Genomic DNA, 23743 nt, shown 5'->3' on the forward strand with positions numbered 1-23743 from the left:
TCAGTGGATTCCGATCACGCCGTCCTCATGCATCTGTTGCAACAACGCTAAACCACTGTCCATGAACGAAGCAGTTCCCGGCAACCCGGCCTCCATCGCCAGCCCTTCCAGTTGCTCACGACCGTTCAACGCAGGGAACTCGCCAATGCGCTGCAACAAACGCCAGGCCAACGGGCTCAGCTCGGAAAACTTCACACTGAAATCCACCGCACGCCGTACCAGCAACAAGGTTGGCTGGGCCGGTGGTGTAGACGGCTGATGATCCGGACTGAGGACTTGCACCGGCCACACATACGCCAATGGCCATGCCAGCGCCGAAACCTGCAATGGCCGCTCCACCAGCAACGCGGGATCACTTGCCGACAATGGCTCGGCGTCGGACTGCTGCAACACCATTTCCACCCACTCGTAATGCGCCAGCTCCACCAGAAACGCCGGCCACTCGCCCGCGCTCAATACGGCGGGTTCCGAGGCGAGATAACCGACAAACTCCTCGGCGATCTCACCGAATTTCGGCGTCTGCGCGCGGTAGTCCCGCAGAAAGCCGCGAATCAGGGTGCGCCAGCGCTGATCGCCGATGATCCGGATCAGCACGGGAAAGGTCCCACCCAACAATTGCGAGACATTGTTGAACACCAGGTCGCGATAAACGTTGACCCGCGCCGCGTTCATGGCGGCCGGGGGCGTCTCGTTCTCGGGATCGCGCAGGTAGCGAGTCAGGGCCCGTTGTTGCTGCTCAAGGTTATCCACGTTGGCCTCCCTGATTCTGCAAGCGGCGAATGGTCTGCAACTCCGCCACCAACTCGGAGAAGGCCGGGAAGTTGAAGTCGCGTTCGAGCAGGGTCGGCTGGGCACCAAAGCGTGCGTAGGCGTCTGCCAGCAGCGACCAGACCACAGGTTTCACCGACGCGCCGTGGGTGTCGATCTTCAGCGTATCGGACTCGTCGAAATGCCCGGCCACGTGCATCCCGACCACTCGCCCCGACTCGATCCCGGTCAGAAACGTCTGCGGATCAAAACCGTGGTTGATCGAGTTGACGTAGACGTTATTGACGTCCAGCAGCAGGTCGCAATCGGCCTCGCGCAGCACAGCGTTGGTGAAGGTGACCTCGTCCATGTCCTGCCGGGGCGCGGCGTAATAGGAAACGTTTTCCACTGCCAGACGCCGGCCGAGGATGTCCTGGGCCTGACGAATCCGCGCAGCCACGTGGCGCACGGCTTCTTCGGTGAACGGCAATGGCAACAGATCGTAGAGATGGCCGTCGTCGCTGCAATAGCTCAAGTGTTCGCTGTACAGCGGCACGTTGTAATGATCGAGAAACACCCGGACTTCCCGAAGGAAGTCGACGTCCAGCGGCGCCGAACCGCCGAGCGACAACGACAAACCGTGGCAGGACAACGGATAACGCTCGGCCAGTTCACGCAGCGCGGCACCGTGGGCACCGCCGACGCCGATCCAGTTTTCCGGGGCGACTTCGAGAAAGTCGAAATCGCCGGTGCGGGCGGCTTGAAGATCCTTCATCAAGCCGCGACGCAAGCCGAGCCCGACGCTGGCCTGCAAGGTGGGTTGGGGAATCTGCATGGGCAAGATCTCTGCAAAAGAGCCGCCGGGCGTGGCGACTGACAGACTCAGTTAAACCGGTGGGTGTATCGCCGCTGTGTGGGCAATGCGCGGGAAATGGCGAGTTTTGTATCGGCGGCGAGCCTGTACACAATGTGATACAGAACCCGCTGACTTCTTCGTGAACGACGAGTTACGAATTCATTGACGTATCCGCCAGTTTTCGTTAGCTTTGCCCCCATCGAAGCGACTGACCAGATGAGATTGAGCGCTTCCCAGCAGCGAGAGCTGTAACCGCGCAAGGCGGTTCGTAAGTGGTGTCTGGATCTGCTTTACCGAATCGAAAAAGGCGCCTTTGGCGCCTTTTTTCGTTTCTGGTGTCAGCGTTTGGTGGAGGTCGGTTGACGAAGGTAGACCTTACCGCACAGCAGCATAAATCCCATTTTCCCGAACAGCCTGGGCGGCTTTTCAGTCTGGTGGTAAGCGCTTTCCACGACCAGATTGAGATCTTGCAGCTTCTCTTCGGCAGCGCGACGCAACTCAAAAAAGACATGGTGGGGCCCGCTCGGATCCTCAATCATGATGGAGTACGCCCAGTTTCGCATTGCCGCCGTTTCACTAACTTTCGCCTGGGGATGATTCAATCCCTTGATCACCGGCGGCAGTGACAGTGAAAGGCGGTAACGGGTCATGCAAAAGCTACGCTGCCGCTGGGCATGGTCGAACAGGATTGGCTCCCCAGCCGGATGTAAGTCTTGATCGTATCCCTTGCTGAAACAATGATTCGAAAAAGTGACATGCACGCGTAAATCACGCTTCGCCAATTGACTCTGAATCGTGAACGTAAAGGGTTCGAGATGAGAAAGGTTGTACGTCGATCCGCCTATGCACAGCGGTGGAAAGTAGGCGGTCAATTCGCTCTCCGTTGCATCCAATGCATCATTTTATTTCTGCGCTTCGGCTCGCGTGCACTATCGGTGAGTAACCGGCAGACGACAGAGTTCATGGCTTTTAGCGGGGATGATTTCTCGGCGGATTCGATCAGCCTGTGCGAGGAAGTGGCTTCGGACTTCACAGATAAACAAAGACTTCAGCACTCAAAAGTCCTTGCCTCGACCGAGTCGATTAAGAATATGGGATAGAGTCACGTCGAAGTTGTAGGCAAAATCTGCGTGTTACGTGAGGAAATGCGCCTATCGTGCTTTTCAGCAGGCGTCGTCTTGCTGGCCTCTCTTTCAGCGCTGGCGTCCCTGTCAAAAAAGCGCTGGAACAGGCTTCCGATCTGCTGGGCCTTGTTAAAGCGTATCCACGCACCGTCGCGACATACAACGATACAAGCCTCGAAATCCACGCAGCCCGCTCCCACCGGCGCCAACAGCGGCTAGACTCAAACATTACCCAGTCGAGGGGGACGCAGGCCGCTATCGGCGCCCTGCCCGTTTCCACGACCACCGCCCGGTGGTGAATGCCTCGACCCCCAACACCACCGGACTGTGATCCTTAACAGGAGCACATGACATGGACGAGGCCAGACTCAACGAGTTCATGGGCAAACTGGTCAACGACATGGGCGGCGCGGCGATGCTGGCCAATGTCATCGTCGGCGAAGAACTTGGCTTGTACAAAGCCATGGCCGACAGCCAACCGATCTCCCCGGAAACCCTCGCCGAAAAAACCGCCTGCAACTCCCGGCTGGTCCGCGAATGGCTGAGCGCCCACGCGGCGTCGGGCTACATGGAACACCTGGACGGCAAATTCCGCCTGCCGGAAGAACAGGCGATGGCCCTGGCCAAGGAAGATTCGCCGGTCTACGTGGCCGGCGGGCTCGGCGTAGTGGCGTCGTTTTTCCACGACAAGGACAAACTGGTCAAAGCCATGCGCGGCAATGGCGCCCTGCCCTGGGGTGATCACCATCCGTGCATGTTCACCGGCACTGAACGGTTCTTCCGCCCCGGCTACAAAGGACATTTGATTGCCGAATGGCTGCCGGCGCTGGAGGGCGTTGTGGCCAAACTCGAAGAAGGCGCCAAGGTCGCCGATGTCGGCTGTGGTCATGGTGCTTCCACGGTGATCATGGCCCAGGCCTATCCCAACTCGCGTTTCGTCGGATTCGACTACCACGCACCTTCGGTCACCGTTGCCACCCAGCGTGCTGAAGAAGGCGGCGTCAGCAGCCGCGCGAAGTTTTTCCAGGGCACGGCGAAAAGCTTTCCCGGCGACGACTACGACCTGATCTGCTATTTCGACTGCCTGCACGACATGGGCGACCCGGTCGGCGCGGCGCGACATGCCTACGATTGCCTGAAGGACGACGGCACGGTGTTGCTGGTTGAGCCCTTTGCCAACGACACGCTGGACGACAATATCAACCCGGTCGGGCGGCTGTTCTATGCAGCATCGACGTTCATTTGCACACCGAACTCTCTGTCCCAGGAAGTGGGCCTGGGGCTCGGTGCGCAGGCTGGCGAGATGCGCTTGCGCAAAGTGTTCAGCGAAGCCGGGTTCAAGCAGTTCCGGCGGGCGACGCAGACGCCGTTCAACCTGATTCTGGAGGCTCGCAAGTAAACGTCGGCACCGGGCGCCTCTTTAAGAGGCGCCCGACAGTGCTAACCTGCAAGGCACTCACAGCCTGCGGAGCGCTGACCATGCTCGACCGCCCCCTCCACGAACATCTCGATTACCTGCAACAGACCATGGCCGACGGCGATTTCGTGGTGCTGACCGGCGCCGGGATCAGCACGCCGTCGGGCATCCCGGACTACCGCGATACCAACGGCGTGCGCCGGGGCCGACAGCCGATGATGTATCAGGAGTTTCTGTCGGCACCCGAATCACGCCGCCGCTACTGGGCCCGGGCGATGCTCGGCTGGCCCCGTGTGCGTCAGGCGCAACCGAACGCGGCTCATGAAGCACTGGCCAGCCTGCAAAGCCACGGCCGGATCGGCGGCCTGATCACCCAGAATGTCGACACCTTGCACGATCAGGCCGGCAGCCACGACGTCATCGAACTGCACGGCAGCCTGCATCGGGTGTTGTGCCTGGATTGCGGTCAGCGCAGCGAGCGGGATTCGATACAGCAATTGATGGAAACGCAGAACCCGTATCTGGCGGGTGTCGACGCCGTGCAGGCGCCGGACGGCGATACCCTGCTCGACCCGGCCTTCGAGGCACGTTTCCAGGTGCCGCATTGTCCGCATTGCGAAGGCGAGCGGATGAAGCCGGACGTGGTGTTTTTTGGCGAGAACGTAGCGCAGCCCACGGCGGCACGGGCCATGGCAGCAGCGGAAAATGCAGCCGGGATGCTGGTGGTCGGCTCGTCGTTGATGGCGTATTCGGCGTTTCGTCTGTGCCGGGTGATTGCGGATCGGGGCAAGCCGCTGATTGCGATCAATCTGGGCAAGACGCGGGCGGATGAGTTGCTGGATTTGAAGATTGAAGCGTCCTGCGAACAGCTATTGCCACTTCTGACACAACGCCTGACTTCGTGACCTCCGAGGGTCAGTGTTCAGCCTTGAGAATGTCAAAAAGCGCCTGCGCCGCCGCCGACAATTCATTCCCGGAATCCGTCAACACGCCAATCGCCCGCTCCACCACCGGCTCATGCAACGTGAGACACCGCGCGCCCAGCTCACGCATCTGCTCGGCGCACAACGCCGGCACCGCACTGACACCCAGCCCGCTGGCGACCATTCGCCCGACCGTCGCCAGTTGATGGCTTTCAAACTCCACCGGCAGTTTCATGCCCCGGGCCTGCAAGTGTTCCTCAAGCATCACCCGCACCGTGGACGGTCGTTGCAGGGTAATGAACGGTTCCTGCAGCAAGGTCTGCCAGTCGATGTCGGTGCGCTGGGCCAGCGGCGAATCCTGTGGCACCACCGCGACGAAGCGATCCCTGTAAAGCGGCGTGAAGGTCAGCGACGTGTTCTGCATCGGCTCGAACGCCACGCCGAGTTCGACCTGACGATCTCGGACCATTTCCAGCACTTGCTCGTTGATCACGTCGTTGACCGTCACGTTGACGTTCGGATAGCGCGCACGGAAGGTCTTGAGGATCGGCGGCAGCAGGTTGCCGGCAAACGACGGCATCGCCGCCAGCGTCACTCGCCCCCGTTGCAGGCTGAAGCGCTGGCGCATTTCGTCTTCGGCGTTGTCCCAGTCGGCGATCAGGCGCCGGGCCAGCGGCAGCAGCGATTCCCCTTCAGGGGTCAGCGCCACGTTGCGCGTATTGCGGCTGAACAGACGCCCGCCCAGCCCCTCCTCCAGCGCCTTGATGGTCAGGCTCAGCGCCGATTGCGACAGGTGCAGACGCTCACAGGCCACGGCAAAGCTCAGGCTCTGGGCCACGGCGAGAAAGGCGCGCATCTGCTTGATGGTCATGGTCGTGTCGCTCCAACGGCTAAGCTGTACATCCGCCCGCCGACGACGGCGAGCATTTCTTGATCGCTCCAACGCTCCTGCGTGGGAACAGAGAACCAAGTCCATTGTTGAGCTTTATCAATCAATCAACCTTAAAAATCAACTTAACAAATATATCCCCCGGCGAGACACTCCAACCATTCGGCTAGCCAGCCGCCCGACAAACAATAAAAGAGGTGCATATGGCAGGTTTCGACAAGCGCGTGTATTCCTACGAGGAAGCCATGGCAGGCCTTGAAGACGGCATGACCGTGATCGCCGGCGGCTTCGGCCTGTGCGGCATTCCGGAAAACCTGATCGCCGAGATCAAGCGCAAAGGCACCCGCGACCTCACCGTCGTCTCCAACAACTGCGGCGTTGATGGCTTCGGCCTCGGCGTGCTGCTGACCGATCGCCAGATCAGAAAAGTGGTCGCCTCCTACGTGGGCGAAAACAAACTGTTCGAAGAGCAACTGCTCAAAGGCGACATCGAAGTCGTCCTGACCCCGCAAGGCACCCTCGCCGAAAAAATGCGCGCAGGCGGTGCCGGCATCCCTGCGTTTTTCACCGCCACCGGCGTCGGCACCCCGGTCGCCGAAGGCAAGGAAGTGCGTGAATTCCACGGTCGCAAGTACCTGATGGAAGAGTCCATCACCGGCGACTTCGCCATCGTCAAAGGCTGGAAAGCCGACCACTTCGGCAACGTCATCTACCGCCACACCGCCCAGAACTTCAACCCGCTGGCCGCCACCGCCGGCAAGATCACCGTGGTCGAAGTCGAAGAAATCGTCGAACCCGGCGAACTGGATCCGGCACACATCCACACGCCCGGCATCTACGTCGACCGGGTCATTTGCGGCACATTCGAAAAACGTATCGAACAACGCACCATCCGCAAATAATCCAGGCTGACGGAGAACAAGAACATGGCACTTTCCCGCGAACAAATGGCTCAACGCGTCGCCCGCGAAATGCAGGACGGCTACTACGTGAACCTCGGCATCGGCATCCCGACCCTGGTCGCCAACTACATCCCCGAAGGCATGGAAGTCATGCTGCAATCGGAAAACGGCCTGCTCGGCATGGGCCCGTTTCCGACTGAAGACACCATCGACGCCGACATGATCAACGCCGGCAAACAAACCGTGACTGCGCGTATCGGCGCTTCGATCTTTTCCTCGGCCGAGTCCTTCGCGATGATCCGCGGCGGTCACGTCGACCTGACCGTGCTCGGCGCCTTCGAAGTGGACGTGCAAGGCAACATCGCCTCGTGGATGATCCCCGGCAAACTGGTCAAGGGCATGGGCGGTGCGATGGACCTGGTGGCCGGCGCCGACAACATCATCGTCATCATGACCCACGCGTCCAAGGACGGTGAGTCCAAGTTGCTGAGCCAATGCAGCCTGCCGCTGACCGGCGCCGGTTGCATCAAGCGTGTGCTGACTGACCTGGCGTACCTGGAAATCGAAAATGGCGCTTTTGTCCTCAAGGAACGCGCACCTGGCGTCAGCGTCGAGGAAATCGTCGCCAAAACCGCTGGTAAACTGATCGTCCCGGATCACGTACCGGAAATGCAGTTCGCTGCCGAGTGAGGAATTCGAAAATGCAAGACGTCGTCATTGTTGCCGCCACGCGTACCGCGATCGGCAGTTTCCAGGGATCGCTGGCCACCGTCTCCGCCGTGGATCTGGGCGCAGCGGTCATCCGCCAGTTGCTTGAGCAGACCGGTCTGGACGGTGCTCAGGTCGATGAAGTGATCATGGGCCAGGTGCTGACCGCCGGCGCCGGCCAGAACCCGGCGCGCCAGTCGGCGATCAAGGCCGGCCTGCCCCACGCCGTACCCGCCATGACCCTGAACAAGGTCTGCGGCTCGGGCCTCAAGGCCCTGCACCTCGGTGCCCAGGCAATCCGTTGCGGCGACGCTGACGTGATCATCGCCGGCGGCCAGGAAAACATGAGCCTCGCCAACTACGTCATGCCCGGCGCGCGCACCGGTCTGCGCATGGGTCACGCGCAAATCGTCGACACCATGATCAGCGATGGCCTGTGGGATGCGTTCAACGATTACCACATGGGTATCACCGCCGAGAACCTGGTCGAGAAATACGAGATCAGCCGCGAACAGCAGGACGCCTTCGCCGCTGCTTCGCAACAGAAAGCCGCCGCCGCCATCGAGGCCGGTCGCTTTGTCGATGAAATCACCCCGATCCTGATCCCGCAGCGCAAAGGCGATCCGGTGGCGTTCAAGGTCGACGAGCAGCCACGCGGCGACACCACCGCCGAATCCCTGGCCAAACTGCGTCCGGCCTTCAAGAAGGACGGCAGCGTCACCGCCGGCAACGCTTCGTCGCTGAACGATGGCGCGGCTGCGGTCATTCTGATGAGCGCCGAAAAAGCCAAGGCCCTGGGCCTGCCGGTACTGGCGAAAATCGCCGCTTACGCCAATGCCGGCGTCGACCCGGCGATCATGGGCATCGGCCCGGTGTCGGCCACCCGCCGTTGCCTGGACAAGGCGGGCTGGAGCATCGGCCAGCTCGACCTGATCGAAGCCAACGAAGCCTTCGCCGCGCAATCGCTGGCAGTGGCCAAAGATCTGCAATGGGATCTGGACAAGGTCAACGTCAACGGCGGCGCCATCGCCCTCGGTCACCCGATCGGTGCATCAGGCTGCCGTGTGCTGGTGACCCTGCTGCACGAAATGATCAAGCGTGATGCGAAAAAGGGTCTGGCGACCCTGTGCATCGGCGGCGGTCAAGGCGTGGCCCTGGCGCTGGAACGCGCTTAAGCGCAAAAGAGGTTCAACAGCGGGTGGCGGATCCACGACATCCACTGCCTGTTGGCAACAAACCCGGTACGACTCACGTCGCACCGGGTATTTTTTTGCCCGGCCGTCAGGCGAACTTCACCAGATTCAGCACCGGCAACGGCCCGCCCGGGAACTGCACCAGTCGCGCGCCCACGCTCAACTCGCCCAGGTCGATCCCGAAGAAGCCAAGCTGATCGATCAGCGCGCCCACTTCAGCCTTGGCCTGCGCATCATCCCCGGACAGAAACAACACGCGCTTGCCACCCTCCGACGCCGGATCCGCTTCCAGCAAACGCGCCAGCAGATGGTTGAACGCCTTGACCACCCGCGCACCCGGCACCCACTCAGCGAACACTTCGCTGGACGGCCGCCCCTGCAAATCCACCGGTTTGAACGACGGCGCTTCAATCGAGTTGTTGGCGTCGATCACGATCCGCCCGCCGAAATCCGGCAGCCCGGCCAGCGCCGTCGGCAGTTTCGACCAGTTCACTGCGACCAGCACGATGTCCTGGGTAGCGGCTTCTTCACGGGTAACGGCGCGGGCGGTCGGGCCGAGTTCCGCGACCAGTCCGGACAAGGTCTCCGGCCCGCGACTGTTGGCGATGACCAACGGGATGCCCTGACGCGACAAGGCTTTGGCAAACGCTGAACCGATGGCGCCAGCGCCGATGATTCCGATAGTGCTCATGGTGTTCTCCAGAAAGATTGGTAAGACTCGAAACCAATCTTGCGCTTGCCATTCCCACTTGATTAGCCGGTAATGCCTTGAATGATCTTCAAGCATCACTATCAGGTCGAAACCATGGAAACCCTCGCCAATCTTGAATCCTTCGTCCGCAGCGCCGAGACCGGCAGCTTCTCCGCCGCCGCACGGTTGCTGGCGCTGACCCCGGCAGCGGTCAGCCGCAACGTGGCGATTCTTGAACGCAACCTCGGCGTTCGGCTGTTTCAGCGCTCGACCCGCAAGCTGTCGCTGACCGAGGCCGGTGAAGGTTTTCTGGCGAGCATCGGCGGCAACCTCGACGCCTTGCAGGCAGCGATTGCGACGGTGGCGACCGAGCGCGGCGAGCCGGCGGGTGTGCTCAAGATCAGCCTGCCGCCGACGTTCGGCATCGATCACATGCTGCCGCTGCTGCCGGAGTTTCTGGCGCGATATCCCTTGATTCGCCCGGAATGGCATTTCGAGAATCGTCAGGTGGACTTGATCGCCGAGGGTTATGACGTGGCGATTGGTGGCGGGTTCGAGCTGACGCCCGGCGTGGTTTCCCGGCGACTGGCGTCCGCTGAAATACTAGCAGTGGCCTCTCCGGCCTATCTGGCCGGACGCGCCCTGCCCCAGCATCCGACAGACCTCGCCGACCACCAGGGCATTGTCATGCGCGGCCTGCGCACCGGGCGCATTCGCCAATGGCAGATGCACAACGGCGCCGGCGAACAGGCCAGCGCCCTGCTCAACCCGAACATCGTGCTCAACGACCCGATGGCCATGCGCAAGGCTGCGCTGCTTGGCCTCGGGATAACAATGGTGGTGCTGCCCGATGTCAGCGTGCAGATAGAACGCGGTGAACTGGTGCGGCTGTTGCCCGACTGGCAGTGCGACGCCGGGGCGATATCGCTGTACTACCCGAGCCGCACCTTGATGCCGGCCAAGACCCGGGTGTTCATTGATTTTGTGGTGGATGCCTTCGGCCGCTAGCCGGCCAGCTGCAGTATCAGCCAGGCATTGGCGCCGCTGATCACCACAAACAGTCCCCACGCCAGAACCCGCGTCGGCAAGCGATTCACAAACGGCCCCATCAGCTGTTTGTCGTTAGTCATGCGAATCAGCGGATACAGGGCAAACGGCAGTTGCAGGCTCAACACCACCTGGCTCAGCACCAGCAACTTGCCCACCGCGCCATCGCCCATCAGCCACACGCCGATGAACGCCGGAATCAGTGCCAGCCCACGGGTAATGAGGCGCCGCTGCCAGCAGGGGATCCGCAGGTTCAGGTAGCCTTCCATGATCACTTGCCCGGCGATGGTGCCGGTGAAGGTCGAACTCTGCCCCGACGCCAGCAGCGCCACGCCGAACAACACACTGGCCAGCGCGCCGCCCACCAGCGGATCGAGCAAGTGGTAGGCGTCCTGGATGTCCACCACATCGGAGTGCCCGGTTTGATGGAAGGCTGCCGCCGCGAGAATCAGGATCGCCGCGTTGACCAGCAACGCCAGCGCCAATGAACCGATGGTGTCGATGCGCGCCAGGTTCACTGCATCCTGCTTGCTCGCCAGGTCCTGGCCGATCAGCCGCGTCTGCACGATCGAGGTGTGCAGGTACAAGTTGTGCGGCATTACCGTCGCACCAAGGATGCCGATGGCCAGGTAAAGCGGCGCCGCATCGCTGATGGCCGACAATGACGGTTTGAAGCCTTGGGCGACGTCCGGCCAGTACGGTTTGATCAACAACAATTCAACGAAGAAGCACACGCCGATGGTGCCCACCAGCACCAGCATGATCGCTTCCAGCCGCCGAAAGCCGCGATTTTGCAAGGCCAGCACGAGCAACGTATCGAATGCGGTCAGGGCGATGCCGAACGTCAGTGAACAACCCAGCAGCAGGTGGAACGCCAGCGCGCAGCCGAGCACTTCCGCAAGGTCGGTGGCAATGATCGAGATTTCCGCCAGCACCCATTGCAGCCGCGCCGTCGGGGTGCTGTAGCGCTCGCGGGAGAGTTGCGCCAAGTCGCGCCCGGTGGCGATGCCCAGCCGCGAACACAGGCATTGCACGACCATGCCCGCCAGACTCGCCAGCAACACCACAAACAACAGGCTGTAACCGAAGCGCGAACCGGCCTCGATGGCGGTGGCCCAGTTGCCCGGATCCATGTAGCCGATCGACACCAGCAAACCGGGGCCGGCAAAGCGCAGCACGCGTTTGAAGAACGAGGCATTCGGATCCACCGGGACACTGCCGGCCACTTCCGGCGGGCAGAACGGCGCGGTGGCGATTTTGGGCAAGCTGAATTTCACGCACACATCCAGAAACAAGTCGAAAGGCGCAGCTTAGACGTTTCAGTCGGCGTGCCCAAGAGCAGACTTGCTGCGCTCAGGGTTTGGCAGTGCCGAGCAATTGCTGACGCAACTCGGGACTGCGTGTGCGGGGATCAAGCCAGATGTCGAAAAACGCCCGGGCGAACAGCGGATCGTCGATCTCGTGCTGCAACTGCTGCCCCACGAAGAACCGTGCACCCTGCCCCGGCAAGTACACCCCGGTTATCCGCGTACCGGCCTGAACGTCGACGAACGATTGCTGCATCTGGGCCTGCCACAACGCCAGTTGCGCAGGACTGATGGAGGATCCGGCCAGGCGCTTGATCTCATCGACGCTGGCCTTCACCAGATCTTCGCGAGACACATTGCGCCGGTAGATCAATTCCAGGGCGAAGGGCTGTCCATCGGCCAGCGGGCGCGCGGCACTCCACAACCGGGCGTTATAAATGTCGAAACCGAACACACTGAAATCGCCGGTGCCAATGATCTGTGCGCCGGGCACCGCGTCCTGCCAACTGGCCCAGGTCGGCGTCAGCAACAGCGCCCACAAACCGATTCCGCAGCACCCACGCAACACCTTCGGTGTTCTGCTCATCGCGGCATCGACTCCGGTAAACCCTGATAGTCAGAGCATAGTCGGCTATCACGCGAGCCACTTTGTATACATGTTTCGCATACATATGCAGCAATCCGCTAACGACAATGCTAACGTGGCCCTCATTGACCCGATGGAGACACCTGCGTGCTGATCCTCAAACTGCTGCTGATTCCCGGTTTCCTGCTGCTGATTTCCCTGGCCGGCAAGCGCTGGGGGCCCAGTGTGGCCGGGTGGCTGTCGGGGTTGCCGGTAGTGGTCGGGCCGATTCTGTTCTTCCTCGCCATCGAGCAAGGGCCGGCGTTTGCCGCGCAATCGGCGGTCGCGGCGTTGTCGGCCATGTTTGCGATGATCGCGTTTTGCGTCACGTATGCGCAGGTGGCGCAGCGGGCGAACTGGCCGTTGGCGCTGGTTGTGTCTTTGTCGGTCTGGGCCGTGCTGGCGGTAATCCTGTCGCTGATTCCGGCGTCGCTACCGTTCTCGGTGGCTGCGGCTGCAACCGCCCTTCTTGCTGCGCCGTACCTGTTTCCCAAGGTTCAACCGGTGGTCAGTGGGCCGGCCCCGAAGTCGGACAAACTGATCTGGCGGATGATTGCCGGCGCGGCGTTGACGCTGGTAGTGACGATGCTGGCCAGCACGGTCGGCGAGCGTTGGAGCGGATTGCTCGCGGTATTTCCGGTGCTGGGCAGCGTGATGGCGGTGTTTTCCCAGCAGACGCGCGGCCCGGCGTTTACCGCTGCGTTGTTGCGAGCGACGGCGACGGGGATGTATTCGTTTTCGGCGTTTTGTCTGGTGTTGGCGCTGACAGTCCCACGTCTGGGCTTCGGCGGCTTCGTGGTGGCGGTGGCCGTTTCAGTGGCGATGCTGGGCGTCACCCGGCAATTGCTGGCCAAACCGGCGCCTGCGCCGTCGACGAACTGAACCCGCCCGGACAAACCGCTCTGGAGTGCCGGGCATGCTCCGTGGGATGATCGCCGCCCAAGCGCGACCATCCCTCGGAGATTCGAATGTCATTGCTTAGCAAGAAAGCCGTCGTCCTGTTGCTGGCGGCGGTGGCCGGTTTCGGCGCCCTCAATGCTCAGGCAGCCAAGGCCAAAGAGAAGGCTGTCACCGAGAAAGTCTCGATGCTCGAAGGCAAGCTCCGTTTTGTCCTGCCCAAAGGCTTTGTCGGCGACCCGCTGCCGGCCGGCCCGACCGGTGCAAAGGGCATGATGTTCACCAACGACGCGACCAAGACGGTGGTCATTACCGCCGAAAACCAGATTCCCGAAGGCAACAACGTCAAGGATAACGACAGCGCGTTCCTCGACGGCACCGTGTCCGATTTCATCGAAGCCCAGCGCAAGGCGCTGCCGGACTTCAACAAACTCAGCGAAAAGAGCCTGACCCAGAAAGGCAACGGCCTGGGCCTGCGTCAGGTCGACAGCACCGCGACCCAGGGCGGCGGCCAGACCCTCAATACCACGCTGATCGCAGGTTCCGGCACGCACATGGCGCTGGTTCAGGTGATTTCCCGGGCCAGCGACAAGAGCGGTCACGATGCGCTGGTAAAAACCATCCTCAGCGAAAAATGATCCTCAAGGGTTGAGTTGCTGCAACCAGTCGTTCAAGTCCCGAAGCTCGGCCGCGCTGATGCTGTGGCCGACGCCGGGATAGGCATGGAACGCCGGTTTGTAATCCAGCTTCTCCAGCAGATCTTTGGCTGCGGTGGCGCCACTGTAAGGCACCCGGTCATCCGCCGTGCCGTGGCCGATGAAGATTTCCAGCGGCGGATGTTGTTGCTCTGACGTCAGCTCACTCTTGAGCACCGGCAACACTCGCCCGCTCAACGCGGCGATGCCACCGACCACCGCTGGCTGCCGCAGCCCCACCTCATACGTCATCATCGCGCCCTGGCTGAAACCGATCAGGTACACCTTGTCCGGTCGGGCGTGATATTTCTGCGCGGCTGCGCCGATAAAGGCTCGCAGCTTCTGGCTGGCGATCTTCAGATCATCGGTCTCGCCGTTGTAGGCACCGTCGCCTTTCTTGCGAAACCACTGGAAACGCCCTTCCCCCAACGCCATCGGCGCCTGCACCGACAGGTAGTTGTACTGCTTGGGCAGCTGAAATTTCATACCGATCAGATCGGCCTCGTTACTGCCGTAGCCGTGCAGGAAAAGCACCAGCGGACGCTGTTCGGCATCCGGGTGAACCTGGGCCAGGTAGTTGAGCGGCAAATCGGTTTGCAGCGAGGTTTGAGCATGGACAGCGCTGGACGCCAGCAGGGTCAACAGAGCAAACACCTTCAACATAAGCCTTCCTTCACACAGTGCAGGGTTCGGGGCAGAGCCTAACACTGTGATCCGGAAGATGGGGGTCGTCAGTCGTTGATCAGCTTGCCCGCCCGAATCGGCTCTCGCCCCGCCACTTTCGCCTGCCAGGTACCCGGCTGGGTGTAGCGTCCACGATCGATGGCAAACAACACGCCGCTGGTGCCGGCACGCACGGTGGTCACGCGATCTTTCAACGGATCGACCACTTCGAACAACGCATCACCGCGCTCGACCCATTCACCGGCATTACGCAGGAAACTCACCACGCCATGGTGCGGGGCGAACAGGTATTCGGTGCCTTCGAACGGCATGCCTTCGCAGCATTCGTCTGGCGACTTCGGCCATTCCCCGCTGATGAAGCCCTGTTCGGCGAGGAAGCCCAGAATTGCCTCGCAATTGGCCTGGGCCTGATCGACGCGGGTGTCGCCCATGCTGCCCAGTTCCAGGGTGGTGGCGAGGTTGGCCGGCGGGATCGCCGCCGCCGGGAACATCCGCGCCAGGCGCAACCACGGCGTGGAGCACGATTCATCGAACGAACTGCCGCCGGAGTCTTCACACAACAGCGCCACGCCAGCCTTCAGACGTGCAGCGAGGGATTGCCATTGCGGCCAGTGTTGCGGCAGCGCGTAAATGTGGATCGCGGCGTCGAAATCGCAATGCAGGTCCAGCGTGACATCGGCATCGCACGCGTGGCGCAGCAGCAGACGGTGCAACGCTTCCAGTTGCGAGGCCGGGGCCGGCAGCTCGTCGAGTACCTGGCCCATGGTCTGGCGGATCAGTGCGATGTTGGCCTCGACATCGCTGCCCAACTGATCGCCGATGCGCTCGGCCACCGGGGCGCTGAGTTCGACGAAGGAGCGGTTGAAATTCTTGCCGCTCGCCAGTTCGAAACGGCCCATGTGACTGCCTTGCAGGTGCTGATCGAGGCCGATGGGGTTGGCCACCGGCACCAGCTCGATCACACCTTGCAACTGGCCGTTGGATTCCAGCTCGGCAAGGCGTTTTTTCAGTTCCCACGCGGTGCGCATGCCCGGCAGTTCATCGGCGTGCAGGCTGGCCTGGATGTAGACCTTGCGCGGGCCGGCGCCGTAACGGAACACGCTGAGGGAGCGTTCGCTGCCCAAGTGGCTCCAGGGCAGTACATGATCGATGCGTTGCATGGGGAACTCCGGAAATTCTGTAGTCGCTGCTGCACAGTAACTGCATTGAAAATGTGCTGACAGGATAAATCACAGGCAAAAAAAAGTGGCCACCGCGTCAACGGGGCCACTTTTTTCTACGGCGTATTAATGGCCGTACACGTCAAAGTCGAAGTACTTGTCCTGCACTTGCTTGTACTTGCCGTTGGCGCGGATTTCGTTGATGGCAGTGTTGAATTTTTCCGCCAGCTCGGTATCGCCTTTACGCACGGCAATACCGGCGCCGCCGCCGAAGTATTTGGCGTCTTCGTAGGTCGGGCCGACGAATTCGAAGCCTTTGCCGGCGTCGGTTTTCAGGAAGCCGTCGCTCAGGTTGACCGAGTCGGCCAGCATCGCGTCGATACGACCGGAGACCATGTCGAGGTTAGCTTCCTGCTGCGAGCCGTAACGCACCAGTTCGATCCCGGCCGGCACCAGCACTTCGGTGGCGTAGCGGTCGTGGGTACTGGCGCGCAGCACGCCGACTTTCTTGCCTTTGAGTTCGGTCAGCGGATCTTTCACGCCGGAGCCTGCCTTCATCACGAAGCGCGCCGGGGTGTGGTAGTACTTGATGGTGAAATCGACGTTTTTCTTACGATCGTCAGTGATGGTCATCGAGGACAGGATCGCGTCGATCTTCTTCACTTTCAGCGCCGGGATCAGGCCGTCGAACTCTTGCTCGACCCAGGTGCATTTGACTTTCATCTGCTCACACAGCGCATCGCCGATGTCCACGTCGAAACCGGCCAGTTTGCCGTCAGGGGTTTTCATCGAGAATGGCGGGTAACCGGCTTCGATACCGATACGGATCGGTTTGGCGTCTTCGGCCACGGCGGTCAGGGACAACATCGACAGTGCCAGGGCACCGAACATAACCAGCTTTTTCATTTATTACTCCCGTGTGCGGAGGCTTTTATTGGCAGCTTTCGATTGTCAGGTTCGGCCTTGGGCTATGGAGCGCAAAGAAACCGAAGTGGCCGGCAGTCTATGGCGGCGCGCATGGGGCAAATTGTGTTTAAGCGACAAATACTTATAGAAAATCGGCGAGTGCCATCACGTGGGAAAAGTGTGCGCCAGAGCGGTGCAAGGGTTGTAGGACAAAGCCGATAAAAGTTGCCGCCGAGGGCGGCAACTCACTGAATATCAGCAATCACAGGCAATCGGATGGGTCGCCGCTCGCGGTGCCGCGACACTCAATTCGAAGCCTTCATCGAGCCAGCCGGTGACCCCGCCGATCATCTCCTTGACCGGATAACCCAGCGCCGCCAGTTTCACCGCTGCCTTGTTGGCGCCGTTGCAGTGGGGACCGGCGCAATACACCACGAACAGCGTGGATGTCGGGTAATCCGCCAGCCTTTCGGCTGTCAGCAAACGCCCCGGAATATTGATCGCCCCCGGTACGTGGCCGCGCTCGAAGGCCAGCGGCCCGCGCACGTCCACCAGCACGAAATCGATCTCACCGGCTTCCTGGCTGCTGAAGACGTCGGAACAATCGGTTTCGAAGGTCAGACGGTTGCTGAAGTGCATCAGGGCAATCGCCGACGGGGCGGCAGGAATTTCGCGAACCAGGCTGGGCATGTTGTGTTGCTCCTACGTCTGTGAAGGGATGAACAGACTTTATCGAGCTGCCGCTTGCCGCTACAGTGGCGCACAAGACACTCACCGGGAAGTTTCCGCCAAATGCCTGAATCACCTGGATTGGTCGCGATCCTGGCCTACGACGGCCTCTGTACGTTCGAGTTCGGCATCGCCGTGGAGATCTTCGGCCTGGCCCGGCCGGAGTTCGATTTCCCGTGGTACGCGCACTGCATTGCAGCGGTGGATCAAGGCCCGATGCGTGCCATGGGCGGGATCCAGGTGCTGGCCGATGGTGGTCTGGAATTGTTGGCGGATGCGCGCACCATCATCATTCCCGGCTGGCGCGACCGCAGTGCGCCGGTGCCGGAAGCCTTGCTCGAAGCATTGCGCAATGCCCATTCGCGCGGCGCACGGTTGCTGTCGATCTGCTCGGGTGTCTTTGTGCTGGCAGCCAGCGGATTGCTCGACGGGCATGGCGCGACCACCCACTGGCGCTACACCTCGGAGCTGGCCGAGCGCTTCCCGGCCATTGATGTCGACCCGGACGTGCTTTACGTCGATTCAGGCCAATTGATTACTTCGGCTGGCAGCGCGGCCGGGATCGACGCCTGCCTGCATCTGGTGGCGCGGGACTTCGGCACTCAGGTGGCCAATTCGGTAGCGCGACGGCTGGTGATGTCGCCGCAACGCACCGGCGGTCAGGCGCAATTCATTCCCACCCCGGTCAGCCCGACCCCGCGCAGCGATCTGTCGCGCGTGATGCAGTGGGCCCGCGAACGCCTGCACGAACCGCTGGAAGTGCGTGATCTGGCCAGCGAAGCGGCGATGAGCGAACGCACCTTCCTGCGCAAATTCACGGAAGCCAGCGGCCAGTCCCCCAAGGCCTGGCTGCAACACGAGCGCCTGGCCCGAGCCCGAGAGCTGCTGGAAAGCACACCGCAAAACACTGATCAGATCGCCCAGCGCTGCGGTTATCGTTCGGTAGAAAGCTTTCGTGTGGCGTTTCGCAGCGTGGTCGGGGTGCCGCCGTCGGTGTATCGCGAGCGCTTTGGTCGTGAGGTCAAGGCTTGCGCAACAGATAAGTGTCCATGATCCAGCCATGCTCGGCCCGCGCAGCCTTGCGCACCCGCTCGATTTCATCCGCGACATCCTTGAGCCGGCCGCTGATGAGGATTTCGTCCGGCGTGCCGAGGTAGGCGCCCCAGTAGATCTCCGTCTGCTGATCCGCCACTTGATGGTAGGAGTCTTCGGCGTCGAGCATCACCACCAGGCTGTCGGTATCACTCACCTGCCCCGCCGCCAGGCGTCGGCCGGTGGTGATTTCAATCGAGTGGCCGATGGTGTTCAGCGGTACCTTGTGCTGCGCCGCCAGGGCCTGAACGCTGGTGATGCCCGGGATCACGTCGAATTCAAATGTGCATCGCCCCGAAGCCAGAATCGCCTGGAGAATGCGAAGGGTGCTGTCGTACAACGCCGGATCGCCCCATACCAGAAAACCGCCGCACTGCCCGTCAGCCAATTCGTCATTGATCAGGCGCTCGAAGGTTTGCTGCTTGGCGCGGTTCAGATCATCGACACTGGCGCTGTAGTCCACATCGCCGCGCTCGCGCTCCGGGCTGTGGGCTTCGGCGAAACGGTAGGTACGATCGGTGATGTAGCGCTCACAGATTTCGCGCCGCAGGTCGATCAGCTTGTCCTTGCTCTGGCCCTTGTCCATGAGGAAAAACACGTCCACCTGATTCAGCGCTTTCACCGCCTGCATCGTGATGTAGTCGGGGTTGCCGGCGCCAATGCCGATGACCAGCAAGCGTTTCATGTACGGTCTCCTTCAAGGTCGATGCCGGACAAGCGTAGCCGCCAGCGCCCGAAGAAACTCAACTCGACCACCGCCAGCGGCTCGACATCGATGCTATGGAAAGCCTGGCCTTGCATGACCTGCATCAGCGCCGCTCGAATGATGAACGGATGCGTGACGGCCACGACATGACCCTGCGTGGTTTGCAGGGTCGTCAGCCATGCGGCCACTCGCTCGCCGAGTTGCACCACCGATTCCCCGCCATGGGGCGCGGCGCCGGGATCTTCGAGCCAGGCTTGCAGGGCTTCCGGTTCATCTCGCTGCAGGTCTTTGATCGACTGCCCCTGCCAACGGCCCCAGTCGCAATCGCGCAGTGCTTCATCCACCTGGGCATCGTGACCGAACCATGCGGCAGTCTGACGCGTGCGCAATTCCGGGCCACAGATCAAACGGCGCGGCCTCTCGAACCGAGCGGCCAGCGAGTCAGACGCAACAGCGCTTTCTTCAACAGCTTCGTTCGTAGGAAAACGCGCCAATTTTTGTGCGACGGTTCTGGCGTGACAGATCAAGGTCAAACGGGTGGCTTGCACAATGAGTCACTCGGTCAGAAGGTAAAAAACACCCGGCAACGTGCCGACAGGACGGCAATTGTGCCGTAAACCGGGCGGTTCCGGGGAAGCCCTTCAATCGCCCTGTCAAAACAAAGCGGCAATGTCTGACACAACAATGGGCAATGGACTACAAGATCGATCGATAGACGTGTAGCCCTTGTTACACGGGCATCTCGCCCCATTTTGGGGCTGAAATAATTGCCTGGAAAATTCACTAGACATGTAGCGTGAGTTACATAAATACTGTTTTAACGGATTGTGAAGCGAATCCAACACCCCATCCAGCAGGAGCCCGGATGCCCCCTCTCAGAGACCTGATTACTGATCCCGGCCTGGACCTTACGCCTTCAGAGCGCAAAGTCGTCCGGGCCTTGCTCGATCAGTACCCGCGCAACGGGCTCGGCCCGATGGCGCGTCTGGCCGAACACGCCGGCGTCAGCGATCCGACCATCGTGCGTCTGGTAAAAAAACTCGGTTTTGGTGGTTACGCCGAATTCCAGGACGCCCTGCTCAGCGACATGGACCATCGCCTGCGCTCGCCGCGCACGCTGTTGCAACCGCGTTCGAACCTGAATCAGGACGATGCCTGGAGCCACTATCTGGCCCACAGCCACAACCTGCTGGCTGAAACCCAGGCCCTGACCCAACCCGAAGACGTGCGGATTCTCGCACAGTGGCTGCTCGACACGCGCCATCAGGTCTACTGCTTCGGCGGGCGTTTCAGCAGCCTGATGGCCACCTACCTGCTCAATCATTTGCGTCTGCTGCGCCCCGGTTGCTTTGCGCTGGAGGACAACGCGCAACTGCCGGATCGCCTGTTCGACCTGCAACGCCAGGACGTGGTGCTGGTGTTCGACTATCGCCGCTACCAGACCCAGGCCCTGCGCGTGGCCACTGCCGCGAAGAACAACAACGCTCGCGTCGTGCTGTTCACCGACATTTATGCCTCGCCGCTGCGCGAGCTGGCCGACATGATCATCAGCGCCCCGGTGGAGTCGGCATCGCCGTTCGACACCATGGTCCCGGCGCTGGCCCAGGTTGAAGCGTTGATCGCTTGCCTGACCCTGCGCAGCCCGGACCTGGCCGATCGCCTGGAAGGCATCGATGCCCTGCGCAACGACTTCGACACCCACCTGCTGGAGGATAAATAAGGATGTTCAGCCTTCCCCACCGCTCGCCGCGGGACCTGCCGTTTGTCACCGACCACACTGCGCTGTTGCTGGTGGACATGCAGCGTGCCTGGCTTGAGCCGCAGTTCGACCCGCACCTCGAAGGCCCGGACGCCGCCTACTTCCTCAACCGCACGCGCTCGCAAGTGGTGCCCAATCAGGTGCGCTTGCTCAACGCCTTCCGCGACGCACGGCAGAACGTGCTGCACACCCTGATCGAAAGCCTGACCGCCGACGGCCGTGACCGCTCGCTGGATCACAAACTGTCGGACATGCACCTGCCCAAGGGCAGCCCGCAGGCACAGGTCATCGCCGAACTGACCCCGGCGGAAAACGAAATCGTGCTGCCAAAGACTTCTTCCGGTGTCTTCAACTCGACCAACATCGACTACGTGCTGCGCAATCTGGAAACCCGGCACCTGATCATCGCCGGCATCGTCACCGACCAGTGCGTGGACATGGCCGTGCGCGACGCCGCCGACCGGGGTTATCTGGTGACACTGGTGGCGGACGCCTGCGCGACCTACACCGAAGCACGCCACGACGCGTGCCTGAACGCGATCAAGGGCTACTGCTGGATCACCGACACTGACACCGTACTCGGTCGGTTGCAGGAGATGCAGCCATGAGCGAACGCTTGTCGCCGTTGCCGATGACCACCATCGTCACCACCGACCTGATCGGTATCACCCGTGGCCGCTCGTTTCCCAGCGATGAGCTGGAGCACTATCAAGCGGCCGGTTGCGGCTGGGTGCCGGCCAACAGCGCGTTGACGCCGCAGGACATCATCGCGTCGAGCAATCCGTGGGGCGCCTATGGCGATCTGCGGTTGATTCCCGATCTGGCCAGCCGCGTCACCGTCGGCAACGGCCCGGACACCGCCGCCCCGGCGCTGGATTTCATCCACGGCGACATCCGCGAAACCGACGGCCGCCCGTGGGGCGCCTGCCCGCGCACGCTGCTGAGCGATGAAATCGAGCGGTATCGCGACCAGCTCGGGTTGCAGGTCAACGCCGCGTTCGAACACGAATTCAATCTGCACGCCGGGTTTGCCGAACACCTGGCTTTCTCCCTTGAGGCCCAGCGCCAGGGCGCCGAGTTCGGCGGCTGGCTGCTCAGCGCGTTGCGCGCCGGCGGCGTCGAGCCGGAAATGTTCCTGCCCGAATACGGCAAGCATCAATACGAAATCACCTGCCGCCCGACCCTCGGCGTGGCGGCGGCGGATCGCGCGGTGAACGTACGCGAGATCACCCGTGAAATCGCCCGGCAGATGGGCCTGGACCTGAGCTTCGCACCGAAGACCGCCGCTGAAGCGGTGTGCAACGGCGTGCACCTGCACGTCAGCCTGCTCGATCTGGCCGGTCAGCCGATACTGTACGACGCCGGCACCAGCAATGGCTTGTCGACCCTCGGCCAGCACTGGGCGGCGGGCGTGCTGCATTACTTGCCGGCGCTGTGTGCGTTCACCGCACCGACGCCGGTCTCATATGAACGTTTGCAGCCGCACCACTGGAGCGCATCCTACGCCTGCCTCGGGCAGCAGAACCGTGAAGCGGCGCTGCGCATCTGCCCGACCGTGAGCCTGGGCAACAAACCCGTGGCAAAGCAGTACAACCTGGAATTCCGCGCCATGGACGCCACCGCTTCGCCGCACCTGGCGATGGCTGCGCTGCTGATCGCCGGACGCCTGGGCATCGAACAGCGTCTGGCGCTGAACGCGATCACCGATGAAATCCCCGATTCACTCAACGACGAACAACGCGAGGCGCGGGGCATCGTTGCCCTGCCTGCCTCTTTGGCTCAGGCACTGGAATGCCTGCGTCGCAGCGAAGCGCTGATGGCAGCGCTGCCGGCACCGTTGCTCGACACGTATTTCGCCCTTAAAACCGAGGAACTGGCGCTGACGGAACAGCTCTCGCCCGCTGACCTGTGTGAGCACTATGCACGCCTGTACTGAATCCGCCGAGCTTGGGTTGTACACCCGACCGGTCTACAACCTGATCCGCGAAAACTCGTCGCATCCACTGATCCTGGTGTGCGAGCACGCCAGCCGTTATATCCCCGAAGCCCTGAACAATCTGGGCCTGGATGACACGGCTGCGCGTGAACACATTGCCTGGGACATCGGTGCGCTGGAGCTGGCCGAGCAACTGTCGGAAAAGATCGGCGCCACGCTGCTGAGCGCCAATTATTCGCGACTGTTGATCGACCTCAACCGGCCCCGACATGCCCCGGACAGCATTCCGGCGCAGAGCGAGATCTATCAGGTGCCGGGCAATCGCGAGCTCGATGAAGCCACCCGCGAATACCGTCGCCAGTGCCTGTTCAAGCCGTTTCACACCCGGTTGCAGCAACTGATCGACGAGCGCCTGGCCGATGGCCGGCCAGTGCGGGTGGTGGGGATTCACAGTTTCACCCCGGTGTACTACGGCCAGCCACGGGAACTGGAAGTCGGCGTGCTGTTCGGTCAGTCCAAAGCCTATGCCCAGCGCCTGCTCGACGGCCTCGACCGGCACCCGCTGAAAGTCGCCGGCAACCAGCCGTACAAGATCGACCCGCTGGGCGACATGACCGTGCCGGTGCACGGCGATGCCCGTGGTCTGGAGTCGGTTTTGATCGAAGTGCGCAACGACCTGCTGCGCAACCCGGAAGCGGTGACCCGCTGGGCAAATTATCTGGCACCCCTGCTGTAAAGATTGTTGTAACC

Annotated in this window: 27 protein-coding genes; 14 read left to right on the forward strand and 13 right to left on the reverse strand. The window is 61.7% G+C overall.

From position 1 onward, the window contains the following. The 3 genes from AC1RMX_RS25910 to AC1RMX_RS25920 form a co-directional block, all read right to left on the reverse strand. Positions 1-750 (reverse strand): HvfC family RiPP maturation protein, encoded by a 750-nt coding sequence (locus tag AC1RMX_RS25910; RefSeq protein ID WP_493073462.1) that lies wholly within the window; start codon positions 748-750, stop codon positions 1-3. Continuing rightward, positions 743-1582, reverse strand: a complete 840-nt coding sequence (locus AC1RMX_RS25915; RefSeq protein WP_493073463.1) for an HvfB family MNIO-type RiPP peptide maturase — start codon at positions 1580-1582, stop codon at positions 743-745. The genes AC1RMX_RS25910 and AC1RMX_RS25915 overlap by 8 nt, the downstream gene beginning before the upstream one ends. A 359-nt stretch (positions 1583-1941) precedes the next feature. Then, on the reverse strand, positions 1942-2475 hold the full coding sequence (locus AC1RMX_RS25920; protein ID WP_493073464.1) for a YjaZ family protein: 534 nt from the start codon (positions 2473-2475) through the stop codon (positions 1942-1944). Between the two features lie 284 nt (positions 2476-2759). Here AC1RMX_RS25920 and AC1RMX_RS25925 point away from each other — a divergent pair, with 284 nt between their 5' ends. From AC1RMX_RS25925 to AC1RMX_RS25935, 3 genes are all read left to right on the forward strand, one after another. Then, positions 2760-3026 (forward strand): DUF3077 domain-containing protein, encoded by a 267-nt coding sequence (locus AC1RMX_RS25925; RefSeq protein WP_493066084.1) that lies wholly within the window; start codon positions 2760-2762, stop codon positions 3024-3026. Positions 3027-3079: 53 nt separating this feature from the next. After that, a complete protein-coding gene (locus AC1RMX_RS25930) occupies positions 3080-4126 on the forward strand; it encodes a class I SAM-dependent methyltransferase (protein ID WP_096822889.1) in 1047 nt (348 codons plus the stop codon). Between the two features lie 80 nt (positions 4127-4206). Further along, the gene (locus AC1RMX_RS25935; RefSeq protein WP_493073466.1) at positions 4207-5049 is read left to right on the forward strand and encodes an NAD-dependent protein deacetylase; all 843 of its coding nucleotides are present in this window, start codon (positions 4207-4209) and stop codon (positions 5047-5049) included. A gap of 10 nt (positions 5050-5059) precedes the next feature. On the opposite strand, the gene AC1RMX_RS25940 is transcribed toward AC1RMX_RS25935, so the two are convergent. After that, entirely contained in the window at positions 5060-5938 is an 879-nt protein-coding gene (locus AC1RMX_RS25940) for a LysR family transcriptional regulator (RefSeq protein WP_096822891.1), read from the reverse strand. A 221-nt stretch (positions 5939-6159) separates the two neighbouring features. On the opposite strand from AC1RMX_RS25940, the gene AC1RMX_RS25945 reads away from it, so the two are divergent. Genes AC1RMX_RS25945 through AC1RMX_RS25955 form a run of 3 tightly spaced genes read left to right on the forward strand, consistent with a single transcriptional unit; the run spans position 6160 to position 8741 of the window. Beyond that, complete coding sequence (locus AC1RMX_RS25945; protein WP_085698663.1) at positions 6160-6858, forward strand: CoA transferase subunit A; 699 nt, start codon at positions 6160-6162, stop codon at positions 6856-6858. A gap of 24 nt (positions 6859-6882) precedes the next feature. Beyond that, complete coding sequence (locus AC1RMX_RS25950) at positions 6883-7548, forward strand: CoA transferase subunit B (RefSeq protein ID WP_085648845.1); 666 nt, start codon at positions 6883-6885, stop codon at positions 7546-7548. A gap of 11 nt (positions 7549-7559) precedes the next feature. After that, complete coding sequence (locus tag AC1RMX_RS25955; protein ID WP_007956270.1) at positions 7560-8741, forward strand: acetyl-CoA C-acetyltransferase; 1182 nt, start codon at positions 7560-7562, stop codon at positions 8739-8741. Positions 8742-8847: 106 nt separating this feature from the next. On the opposite strand, the gene AC1RMX_RS25960 is transcribed toward AC1RMX_RS25955, so the two are convergent. Continuing rightward, entirely contained in the window at positions 8848-9546 is a 699-nt protein-coding gene (locus AC1RMX_RS25960) for an NADPH-dependent F420 reductase (protein WP_141401806.1), read from the reverse strand. Positions 9547-9564: 18 nt separating this feature from the next. Between AC1RMX_RS25960 and AC1RMX_RS25965 the strand changes: the two genes are divergently transcribed. Continuing rightward, positions 9565-10458 (forward strand): LysR family transcriptional regulator, encoded by an 894-nt coding sequence (locus AC1RMX_RS25965; protein WP_096822916.1) that lies wholly within the window; start codon positions 9565-9567, stop codon positions 10456-10458. On the opposite strand, the gene AC1RMX_RS25970 is transcribed toward AC1RMX_RS25965, so the two are convergent. Next, positions 10455-11774: an Nramp family divalent metal transporter gene (locus AC1RMX_RS25970; protein WP_493073468.1), complete on the reverse strand. Its 1320-nt coding sequence runs from the start codon at positions 11772-11774 to the stop codon at positions 10455-10457. The genes AC1RMX_RS25965 and AC1RMX_RS25970 overlap by 4 nt on opposite strands. 76 nt (positions 11775-11850) lie before the next feature. Beyond that, entirely contained in the window at positions 11851-12390 is a 540-nt protein-coding gene (locus tag AC1RMX_RS25975) for a chalcone isomerase family protein (RefSeq protein WP_096822894.1), read from the reverse strand. A 147-nt stretch (positions 12391-12537) separates the two neighbouring features. Between AC1RMX_RS25975 and AC1RMX_RS25980 the strand changes: the two genes are divergently transcribed. After that, positions 12538-13311, forward strand: a complete 774-nt coding sequence (locus AC1RMX_RS25980) for a hypothetical protein (RefSeq protein ID WP_493073469.1) — start codon at positions 12538-12540, stop codon at positions 13309-13311. An 86-nt stretch (positions 13312-13397) separates the two neighbouring features. Beyond that, positions 13398-13964: a DcrB/PsbP domain-containing protein gene (locus AC1RMX_RS25985; protein WP_493073470.1), complete on the forward strand. Its 567-nt coding sequence runs from the start codon at positions 13398-13400 to the stop codon at positions 13962-13964. 3 nt (positions 13965-13967) lie between these two features. Here the strand turns inward: AC1RMX_RS25985 and AC1RMX_RS25990 are convergent, their stop codons facing one another. From AC1RMX_RS25990 to AC1RMX_RS26005, 4 genes are all read right to left on the reverse strand, one after another. Next, complete coding sequence (locus AC1RMX_RS25990) at positions 13968-14684, reverse strand: alpha/beta hydrolase (RefSeq protein ID WP_493073471.1); 717 nt, start codon at positions 14682-14684, stop codon at positions 13968-13970. 68 nt (positions 14685-14752) lie between these two features. After that, a complete protein-coding gene (locus AC1RMX_RS25995; protein ID WP_493073473.1) occupies positions 14753-15865 on the reverse strand; it encodes a succinylglutamate desuccinylase/aspartoacylase family protein in 1113 nt (370 codons plus the stop codon). 126 nt (positions 15866-15991) lie between these two features. Next, positions 15992-16771, reverse strand: coding sequence for an ABC transporter substrate-binding protein (locus AC1RMX_RS26000; RefSeq protein WP_011333505.1), 780 nt, complete (start codon positions 16769-16771; stop codon positions 15992-15994). A 255-nt stretch (positions 16772-17026) separates the two neighbouring features. Further along, positions 17027-17461, reverse strand: coding sequence for a rhodanese-like domain-containing protein (locus tag AC1RMX_RS26005; protein WP_096822899.1), 435 nt, complete (start codon positions 17459-17461; stop codon positions 17027-17029). 102 nt (positions 17462-17563) lie between these two features. Here AC1RMX_RS26005 and ftrA point away from each other — a divergent pair, with 102 nt between their 5' ends. Further along, positions 17564-18553: a transcriptional regulator FtrA gene (gene ftrA, locus AC1RMX_RS26010; protein ID WP_096822900.1), complete on the forward strand. Its 990-nt coding sequence runs from the start codon at positions 17564-17566 to the stop codon at positions 18551-18553. Here ftrA and cobF read toward each other — a convergent pair. Next, the gene (gene cobF / locus AC1RMX_RS26015) at positions 18522-19277 is read right to left on the reverse strand and encodes a precorrin-6A synthase (deacetylating) (RefSeq protein WP_096822901.1); all 756 of its coding nucleotides are present in this window, start codon (positions 19275-19277) and stop codon (positions 18522-18524) included. The two genes, ftrA and cobF, sit on opposite strands and share 32 nt — an antisense overlap. Then, positions 19274-19846 carry a histidine phosphatase family protein gene (locus AC1RMX_RS26020; RefSeq protein WP_493073474.1) on the reverse strand — a complete coding sequence of 191 codons (573 nt, stop codon included), beginning with the start codon at positions 19844-19846 and terminating at the stop codon, positions 19274-19276. Before AC1RMX_RS26020 ends, cobF begins: the two co-directional genes overlap by 4 nt. Positions 19847-20163: 317 nt before the next feature. Between AC1RMX_RS26020 and AC1RMX_RS26025 the strand changes: the two genes are divergently transcribed. From AC1RMX_RS26025 to AC1RMX_RS26040, 4 genes are read left to right on the forward strand one after another with little or no spacing between them, the layout of a single operon-like run. Next, a complete protein-coding gene (locus tag AC1RMX_RS26025; protein ID WP_096822903.1) occupies positions 20164-21018 on the forward strand; it encodes a MurR/RpiR family transcriptional regulator in 855 nt (284 codons plus the stop codon). A 2-nt stretch (positions 21019-21020) separates the two neighbouring features. Then, on the forward strand, positions 21021-21665 hold the full coding sequence (locus AC1RMX_RS26030) for a cysteine hydrolase family protein (protein WP_007956245.1): 645 nt from the start codon (positions 21021-21023) through the stop codon (positions 21663-21665). After that, the gene (locus tag AC1RMX_RS26035) at positions 21662-22993 is read left to right on the forward strand and encodes a type I glutamate--ammonia ligase (RefSeq protein WP_493073476.1); all 1332 of its coding nucleotides are present in this window, start codon (positions 21662-21664) and stop codon (positions 22991-22993) included. Before AC1RMX_RS26030 ends, AC1RMX_RS26035 begins: the two co-directional genes overlap by 4 nt. Then, on the forward strand, positions 22977-23729 hold the full coding sequence (locus AC1RMX_RS26040; protein WP_493073477.1) for an N-formylglutamate amidohydrolase: 753 nt from the start codon (positions 22977-22979) through the stop codon (positions 23727-23729). Before AC1RMX_RS26035 ends, AC1RMX_RS26040 begins: the two co-directional genes overlap by 17 nt. Positions 23730-23743: the final 14 nt, after the last annotated feature.

This window comes from Pseudomonas sp. GW822-FHT03F04 (assembly GCF_058801405.1).

Bases quoted from the DNA above. Each gene is read 5' to 3' on its own strand.
- AC1RMX_RS25915 (WP_493073463.1), bottom strand. From the start codon at position 1,582: ATGCAGATTCCCCAACCCACCTTGCAGGCCAGCGTCGGGCTCGGCTTG.
- AC1RMX_RS25930 (WP_096822889.1), top strand. From the start codon at position 3,080: ATGGACGAGGCCAGACTCAACGAGTTCATGGGCAAACTGGTCAACGAC.
- AC1RMX_RS25935 (WP_493073466.1), top strand. From the start codon at position 4,207: ATGCTCGACCGCCCCCTCCACGAACATCTCGATTACCTGCAACAGACC.
- AC1RMX_RS25940 (WP_096822891.1), bottom strand. From the start codon at position 5,938: ATGACCATCAAGCAGATGCGCGCCTTTCTCGCCGTGGCCCAGAGCCTG.
- AC1RMX_RS25945 (WP_085698663.1), top strand. From the start codon at position 6,160: ATGGCAGGTTTCGACAAGCGCGTGTATTCCTACGAGGAAGCCATGGCA.
- AC1RMX_RS25950 (WP_085648845.1), top strand. From the start codon at position 6,883: ATGGCACTTTCCCGCGAACAAATGGCTCAACGCGTCGCCCGCGAAATG.
- AC1RMX_RS25955 (WP_007956270.1), top strand. From the start codon at position 7,560: ATGCAAGACGTCGTCATTGTTGCCGCCACGCGTACCGCGATCGGCAGT.
- AC1RMX_RS25960 (WP_141401806.1), bottom strand. From the start codon at position 9,546: ATGCTTGAAGATCATTCAAGGCATTACCGGCTAATCAAGTGGGAATGG.
- AC1RMX_RS25965 (WP_096822916.1), top strand. From the start codon at position 9,565: ATGGAAACCCTCGCCAATCTTGAATCCTTCGTCCGCAGCGCCGAGACC.
- AC1RMX_RS25975 (WP_096822894.1), bottom strand. From the start codon at position 12,390: ATGAGCAGAACACCGAAGGTGTTGCGTGGGTGCTGCGGAATCGGTTTG.
- AC1RMX_RS25985 (WP_493073470.1), top strand. From the start codon at position 13,398: ATGTCATTGCTTAGCAAGAAAGCCGTCGTCCTGTTGCTGGCGGCGGTG.
- AC1RMX_RS25990 (WP_493073471.1), bottom strand. From the start codon at position 14,684: ATGTTGAAGGTGTTTGCTCTGTTGACCCTGCTGGCGTCCAGCGCTGTC.
- AC1RMX_RS25995 (WP_493073473.1), bottom strand. From the start codon at position 15,865: ATGCAACGCATCGATCATGTACTGCCCTGGAGCCACTTGGGCAGCGAA.
- AC1RMX_RS26000 (WP_011333505.1), bottom strand. From the start codon at position 16,771: ATGAAAAAGCTGGTTATGTTCGGTGCCCTGGCACTGTCGATGTTGTCC.
- AC1RMX_RS26005 (WP_096822899.1), bottom strand. From the start codon at position 17,461: ATGCCCAGCCTGGTTCGCGAAATTCCTGCCGCCCCGTCGGCGATTGCC.
- ftrA (WP_096822900.1), top strand. From the start codon at position 17,564: ATGCCTGAATCACCTGGATTGGTCGCGATCCTGGCCTACGACGGCCTC.
- cobF (WP_096822901.1), bottom strand. From the start codon at position 19,277: ATGAAACGCTTGCTGGTCATCGGCATTGGCGCCGGCAACCCCGACTAC.
- AC1RMX_RS26025 (WP_096822903.1), top strand. From the start codon at position 20,164: ATGCCCCCTCTCAGAGACCTGATTACTGATCCCGGCCTGGACCTTACG.
- AC1RMX_RS26030 (WP_007956245.1), top strand. From the start codon at position 21,021: ATGTTCAGCCTTCCCCACCGCTCGCCGCGGGACCTGCCGTTTGTCACC.
- AC1RMX_RS26035 (WP_493073476.1), top strand. From the start codon at position 21,662: ATGAGCGAACGCTTGTCGCCGTTGCCGATGACCACCATCGTCACCACC.
- AC1RMX_RS26040 (WP_493073477.1), top strand. From the start codon at position 22,977: ATGCACGCCTGTACTGAATCCGCCGAGCTTGGGTTGTACACCCGACCG.